This window comes from Marinobacter alkalisoli (assembly GCF_045449795.1).
Taxonomy (GTDB): Bacteria; Pseudomonadota; Gammaproteobacteria; order Pseudomonadales; family Oleiphilaceae; genus Marinobacter.
This window is the reverse complement of the sequence record NZ_JBJJLB010000042.1, coordinates 298,284-304,888: the sequence shown is the minus strand read 5'-3', so window position 1 is coordinate 304,888 and position 6,605 is coordinate 298,284. Positions and strand designations below refer to the sequence as shown.

The window sequence follows — 6,605 nt, the reverse complement described above, 5'->3', positions numbered from 1 at the left end:
CCGCTCACAGCAAGTCTGGGTGCAATATCAGGCCTGCCGCGCATCCGGTTGATGCTGTTTAAGTACCGCATTGGCCATCTGATGCAGAATTGATATCTCGTCCTCAATACCTTCCTCTGCAGACAACTCCCGCTGCTCCGCCAGAATATCTTCCAGGATCTCCCGTGTGGTTAACGGGTTGGCCAGTACCACCCGGAATACGATACAGGGGAAATGGTAGTAACGGGCCGGCTCCAGCCGGGTCCGGGAGACAAACGCCTTGCCCCGTTCCCGCTGGGTTTTCTGGACGAACTTGGTGATGCGGTTCAGGCAGGCGTTCAGTTTTTCCGCCTGCAGTTCATCCGCCAGCGCCAGTGCCTGCTGCACTTCCTTCGGGCAGTAGCGATAGGTCAGGATGTTCAGTTCCGGTTTGGTGATCAGCTCGAAATCCGGCTGGGCGTTGATCAGGTCGGCAAAGGTCTGTGCCTTGTCGATGCCCTGGTCGATCAGGATCTCGTAGCCCTCCCGCGCGAGGATTTTCAGGCCGGAGTGGATCAGCATCGACATGCCCGGGCGTGACCCTTCCAGCGTGGTGCTGCCCAGGTCCCGGGAGCCTTTACGGATGATGTACTGGGCGTGATGTTCCACGGCGCTGGCCAGGCTCGGGTCGCGGAAGACCACCAGGCCTACGCCCATGGGGACGTAGAGCTGTTTGTGGGCATCGAAGGTGACGGAATCGGCCTGTTCAATGCCGCGCAGCAGGGAGCGGTAGGTGCGCGAGAACAGCGTGGGCCCGCCCCAGGCTGCGTCCACGTGGAAATGGGCGCCGAATTCCCGGGCGATGTCGGCCATGGCGTCCAACGGGTCGACGTTGCCGGTTTCGGTGGTGCCGGCAATGCCGCAGATTGCCATGATCTTGATTTTCTGTTTCTGCAGTTCCAGGCACTTGTCCCGCAGGGCGTCGGTCTGGATGCGGTTGTCGTCGTCGGTGTCCACCGGGATCAGGAAGTCCCGGCCCAGGCCGAGCACGTCGGCGGCTTTGCGCAGCGAGTAATGGCCACGACGGGACACCAGTATGGCCGCGCCTTCATAGCCGTAGTAGCGCAGGGCGCGGAACAGGCCCTCCTGATGGATGCCGCGGAAACTGCCTTCGGCCGGGAACGCGCGGTTGCGGGCGACCCAGAGGGCCGTCAGGTTGGCGACGGTGCCGCCGGAACACATGGCGCCGAGGGCAAAGCGGGGATCGTGCATCCACTTGCGGTAGAAGGCGCCGTCCTGCTCGTAGACCAGGCGATGAATCATACCCAGCACCTGCCGCTCCATGGGGGTGAACGCCTTGGAGGTTTCGGTCTTTACCAGATTCTGGTTCAGGGCAATCATGATCTTTGACAGCGGCAGCATGAAGTAGGGCAGTGCCGAGGTCATGTGGCCGATAAAGCTGGGAGAGGCGGTATGAACGGAGTTTGCCACCAACTTGTCCAGCAGGAACTGGGCCTGTTCGGAGACAAACACGGGTTTTTCCGGGATGGCGTAGTCCGAGAAGTTTTTCTCGACTTCGGACAGGTCCCGTTCCACGGCCACAATGTGTTCCTGCAGGAAGCCTGCGAGATTGCGGGAAATGTTCTGGTCGATCCGGCTCAGGGTGGATTCCGGTGCCTCGGGCACTGTGAATACACGGTACATTGCCTCAACCGAGGCCTGGGCGGATTTTTTCTTTCCGGTCATACGCGCGCCACACACTGTCAATCGGTGGTCATCCGCCGGCCGGTTCCGGATGCCGGGCGGATACAGTCGGACTGTTGACTCCGACACTGGAAATTCGTCTTGCCCGATATCGCCCGGGCACTCTGGCTTCCCTTCTGGCCTCTGAGTCTCTGCCTGACTCTGAGAGGGAGCGTAGTATACGGCCTGGTGAAATCTTGTGCCACACAGGCCTGAATGGGTGTTTCAGAGAATTTCCCGGTGTACGTCCAGTATGGCAGCATCTATCCGTTCCTGGATGGCTTTTTCCACCTGGTCGAGGCGCTGGGTAATCTGCTGGGTTGAGCTGCCCAGGGCGGCGATGGTCCAGGTGGCGCAGTCCAGGGCATCCTGGTCGGCGGTTTCGGCGACGGCCAGGTCGGGTTCGCGGCCCCAGACGGCTTTCAGGGCGGTGAATGCCTTGCGCTTGGCCTTGAGGTCTTCGCAGCCATAGAGCTGGAAGTGCAGGGTGAGTACGCCCACGTGAGGGGTGATCACCGGTGTCGGGCCAGATTGGTTAAGCAGTTTTCTAAGTGCTTCAGACATAAACTTTGGGTGCAGGAACCACCGGGGGTACGCTTTCCAAAACACGCTGTGAATACATCCCTGTAAGCTCCGCTCCGCCATCCATGGCTCCGCAGGGTTTTGGAAAGCATACCCCCGGCGGTTCTCAAGCCTCTCGGGTGGCGTCGGATTCAGTCAGGCTTTGGATGTCCTGAACATTAGAGCTTTAGCCTACTACAGGTGTTGCCCGTTTGATAATGGCCGCTGCGTCGGTGCCGGATGGTAAGTTGCCGTAGTTGAGACCGCCGCCGGATTGCAGGCGGGAGGCGCAGAAGGCGTCGGCTACCGCCGGGTCGGAGCCGCGCAGAAGTAGGCTGGCCTGCATGGCCAGGGCCAGGCGGTCGACCAGGTTGCGGGCGCGGTACTGGATGTCGCTGGTGTCTTTGAAGTCGTTTTGCAGTTGAGCAACGAAGCGATCAAAGCGGGCGTCGGTGCCTTTCGCTTCGGCGACTTCGCGGAAGAACGCGTCGAGGGTTTCCGGTTCTTTTTGCAGGGCGCGCAGGGTGTCGAGGCACTGGACGTTGCCGCTGCCTTCCCAGATGGCGTTGACCGGTGACTCCCGCAGCAGGCGGGGCATGATGCAGTCTTCCATGACGCCGCTGCCGCCGATGCATTCCATGGCTTCGTAGGCGTGATTCGGGGTGCGTTTGCAGATCCAGTATTTGCCGACCGGTGTAGCCAGTCGTGCCAGCAAGCGTTCGTGCTCCAGGTGCTGGTTGTCCAGGGCGCGGGCGATGCGCAGGGTGTAAGCCATGGCCGCTTCGCTCTCCAGTGCCAGGTCTGCCAGCACGTTCTGCATCAGCGGTTGTTCGCTGAGGCGCTGGCCGAAGGCGCTGCGGTGGCGACAGTGGTGGGTGGCCTGGGCCACGGCCTGGCGCATGCCGGCGGAGCTGCCGATCATGCAGTCGAAGCGGGTCATGGCCACCATTTCGATGATGGTGGGTACGCCGCGGCCTTCTTCGCCGACCATCCAGGCCAGGGCGCCGCGCAGTTCCGCTTCGCTGGAGGCGTTGGCGACGTTGCCCATCTTGTTCTTGAGGCGCTGGATCTGCCAGGGGTTCTTGCTGCCATCCGGGCGCCAGCGTGGCATCAGGAAGCAGGACAGTCCATTGGTGGTCTGGGCGAGTACCAGGAAGGCGTCGCACATGGGGGCGGAGACAAACCATTTGTGGCCGACCAGTTCGTAGGCCTGTCCCGGGCCTTCGGTGCCCACCGGGTAGGCCCGTGTGCTGTTGGCGCGGACGTCGCTGCCGCCCTGTTTTTCGGTCATCGCCATGCCGATGGTCACCGATTGTTTCTGGTCATCGGGCAGGTTGCGGGGGTCATACTGGTTGGCGAGGATCCGGTCTTCCCAGAGGGCGGCCAGTTCCGGCTGCTTGCGGATGGAGGGGATGGCCGCAAAGGTCATGGTGATAGGGCAGCAGTGTGCCGCTTCCACCTGGGAGTGCATATAGTATTTGGCTGCCCGCGCAACGTGGGCGCCCTGGCCGGTATGGGTCCAGGGGCTACTGTGCAGGCCGTGCTCCATGGCAATGGACATCAGCTGGTGATAAGCCGGGTGGAAGTCCACCTGGTCAATGCGGTGGCCAAAGCGGTCATGGGTGTTGAATACCGGTTTGTTTTCGTTGGCGCGGAAGCCCAGTTCAATGATTTCCCGACTGCCGGCCAGTGCGCCAAAGGCCTGGAGATCGTCAGCGGCTGCGCTGCCACCTTCGCGTTCCACCGCTTCCCTGAGCGCTGTGTCCTGGTCGAACAGGTTGTAGTCTTCCAGGGCAGGGGGCTGATTGACCACGTCATGGGTCACGGCCAGATAGCGATCTTCCGGCTCGGTTGAGCCGGTGATCGGTGGTGCAGGCTGACGGGCGTTCATGTTACCTCCTGGTACCGGTCAGCCCCTGCATGCAAAAACGTAGGATGGCGTTGACCAGTGGGTCGTTGTTGTCGTTTCTCGTTTCGGCCGGGTTATCCGCCTGGGTCGGGGACAAGGGCCCTACCAGGCTTTCGGCGATAGCGCCTACCAGGCATGTACTGCTCTGGCGTGCGTCCTGCTCGGGAATGCATCCTTCTTCAATGCCTTCTCTGATGGCCTTTTCGAACAGCTCGGCGTAGGCCTGCCGGTAGGCCAGTCTCTCTTCTTCAACTTTCGGGTCGACCGGTTCGGCAATCAGTGACCAGGCCATAACCGGTCCTCGCAAGGCGCGTTCGGCAAACTGACGCAGCGCCGCTTCAAGTCGCACGGTGGCATCCCCGTGGGTGGACAGTGCTTCCGCGACCTTGTCGACTTCCCTTTGGGTTGCCAGCCGGAAAATTTCCGCAAACAGATCTTCTTTCGACTCGAAATGGCGGTAGATTGTTCCTGTTGCCACCTCTGCCAGTGCGGCAATGGTTGTGACTCTGGCGCTGCGAAAGCCGCTTTCCGCCACGCATTGGTAGGCGCAACTGACAATGCGCTGGCGAGCTTCCGCCTTACGTTTGCGCATCTTCTCCGTTTCCCGGTAGGCCATGCTGGCTCCTCTTAAGTAGTGAATCATTATTCATTTCTTGTGTCAACCAAGTAAGAGTCGGTTGTATCTTTGTTTTATTCTTTAAAATCAATCACCTGTAATTACTTACAAAAAGTTACAAAAAAGTCGTTGCCTGTAAATGGCGTTGTCCGAAAAAGCAGATTATAAAGACGCCAAGGCATACCGCCAGGGCGGATGTTGCCGAGGCGGAGCGGCCCACCCAAGTCGGGTCAGGTGCGCTCGACGTTTTGTTTTCGTTGGTGGGGATTGAGGCCATGAGTGAATTCGACGAAAGCAACCTGGAGCAATCCGGAGGCTGGAACCGTGACAGTGAAGACAACCATTCCGTCGCTGGTCGGGCCCGGGTGCGTGCACAGTTACAGGCGGATATTGAGGCATTTCTGAGCCAGGGCGGGCAAATCCAGGAAGTGGACACATTGTTCCGCTCCGATCCTTCCCGCAAGGTGGATATCGGCTTCAATAACCGATCCCTCTGATGCAACAGGCCTGCAGTCACCGGCTGTGGGCCTGTTTTTGAACGCTGTCTCAGCGTGTCTTCAGTCATTGGTCTATTCTGGGCCCTATCGTTATCAGCCGTGTGGGTAAATGGCTGATCCATAATTCCAACAAGAACCGTTACATTATGAGAGTCCTTTCGTGGCTGGCAACGGCTTTGCTGGTGATCATAGCAGCCATGGTCGTCATTGTGCTGCTACTTCCCGACGGAGGAATCGATTCCGGGCAGAGCCGGTCGGAAAGCCAACAACCGGATTCCGCGCCTGTGGATTTGGCTCCGGCTCCGGACAACAACGGCCAACCGTCCCGCTGGGTGGGGCAGCGGAGCACCGTGGTGTTACCCGATACCTTGCCGGCATCGCTGAGCGGAACATCGTCCCCCGCGGGATGGGCCCAGGTTGACAGCAACGGTAACCTGATTCCGACATCGGCATTGCGTCAGCTGTTTGAGTACTACCTTTCGGCTCTGGGGGAAGAGCCCCTGCGGCAACTGGTGGCACGAATTGAACGCGAGTTGTCCGTACTGGATGAGCCGGCTCACTCCGAGGCCCTGAATATCCTGGGGAGCTACATGGATTACAAGCTGGCGTTGGGAGACCTAGAGTCATCCTATGGTCAGGACGCAGCGGACAGTCTGTTGGACGCCAGGCGCCGCATGCGGGAGATCCATGCCCTGCGGAGGACGTGGCTGGATGCCGGCACCGCCGAGGCGTTCTTTGCCCATGAAGAGGCCGTGGACCGCTTCCAGCTGGAACAGCGCCGCATTAATGGCGACGAGTCGCTGACGGACGAGCAGCGGTCACGGGCCGTCGCGGCGGCTGAACAGGACTTGCCCGCCCCTTTGCGTCGTGCCCGCGAGGAAACCCGGCGTTTCGCGGAGTATGAGCAGGCGCGGCAGGAGCTCGCTGGGGATCCCGATGCCCTGAAGGCCTGGCGTGAGGACGCGTTTGGCGCCGAAATCTCGCAACGGCTGGCGGAAGTGGAGGCGCGTCAGAGGGACTGGGACCAGCGCTGGCAGGCCTATAGCCAGGAGCGTCACAAGCTGGATAGTGCCGGGCTGGCCGGCCCTGAGCGGGAAGCTGCTATTGAGGATCTGCGCAGCCGGTACTTCAGCGGGCCGGAGCGAAAACGGGCGCAGGCACTGGATTCCCAACGGTAACCCCACTGTCACACCACGTTGTTAGGCTTGCCCGGCAAGCGGTAAATGGGGCCCGACCGGAGCCTGCCCCCTGGCCACGAGGGCGTGTATGATGAGGAAACCGAATCGACCGGATAGCCCGGTCGGTTTCAGGTTTGTGTCCT

General features: G+C 60.6%; 6 protein-coding genes. 2 read left to right on the top strand and 4 right to left on the bottom strand.

All coding sequences use genetic code 11. The features are described from left to right. Positions 1 to 27: 27 nt before the first annotated feature. The 4 genes from panP to ACJO3M_RS18580 all read right to left on the bottom strand — a co-directional run bounded on the left by panP (position 28) and on the right by ACJO3M_RS18580 (position 4,787). Complete coding sequence (panP, locus tag ACJO3M_RS18595; RefSeq protein ID WP_407002871.1) at positions 28 to 1,704, bottom strand: pyridoxal-dependent aspartate 1-decarboxylase PanP; 1,677 nt, start codon at positions 1,702 to 1,704, stop codon at positions 28 to 30. 222 nt (positions 1,705 to 1,926) lie between these two features. Further along, positions 1,927 to 2,265, bottom strand: coding sequence for a DUF503 domain-containing protein (locus ACJO3M_RS18590; protein ID WP_407002870.1), 339 nt, complete (start codon positions 2,263 to 2,265; stop codon positions 1,927 to 1,929). 184 nt (positions 2,266 to 2,449) lie between these two features. After that, positions 2,450 to 4,153: an isovaleryl-CoA dehydrogenase gene (locus ACJO3M_RS18585; RefSeq protein WP_407002869.1), complete on the bottom strand. Its 1,704-nt coding sequence runs from the start codon at positions 4,151 to 4,153 to the stop codon at positions 2,450 to 2,452. Between the two features lies 1 nt (position 4,154). Beyond that, on the bottom strand, positions 4,155 to 4,787 hold the full coding sequence (locus ACJO3M_RS18580; RefSeq protein ID WP_407002868.1) for a TetR/AcrR family transcriptional regulator: 633 nt from the start codon (positions 4,785 to 4,787) through the stop codon (positions 4,155 to 4,157). Between the two features lie 275 nt (positions 4,788 to 5,062). Between ACJO3M_RS18580 and ACJO3M_RS18575 the strand changes: the two genes are divergently transcribed. Continuing rightward, a complete protein-coding gene (locus ACJO3M_RS18575) occupies positions 5,063 to 5,284 on the top strand; it encodes a hypothetical protein (protein ID WP_407002867.1) in 222 nt (73 codons plus the stop codon). Between the two features lie 146 nt (positions 5,285 to 5,430). Further along, a complete protein-coding gene (locus ACJO3M_RS18570) occupies positions 5,431 to 6,462 on the top strand; it encodes a lipase secretion chaperone (RefSeq protein WP_407002866.1) in 1,032 nt (343 codons plus the stop codon). The last annotated feature ends 143 nt before the right edge of the window (positions 6,463 to 6,605 follow it).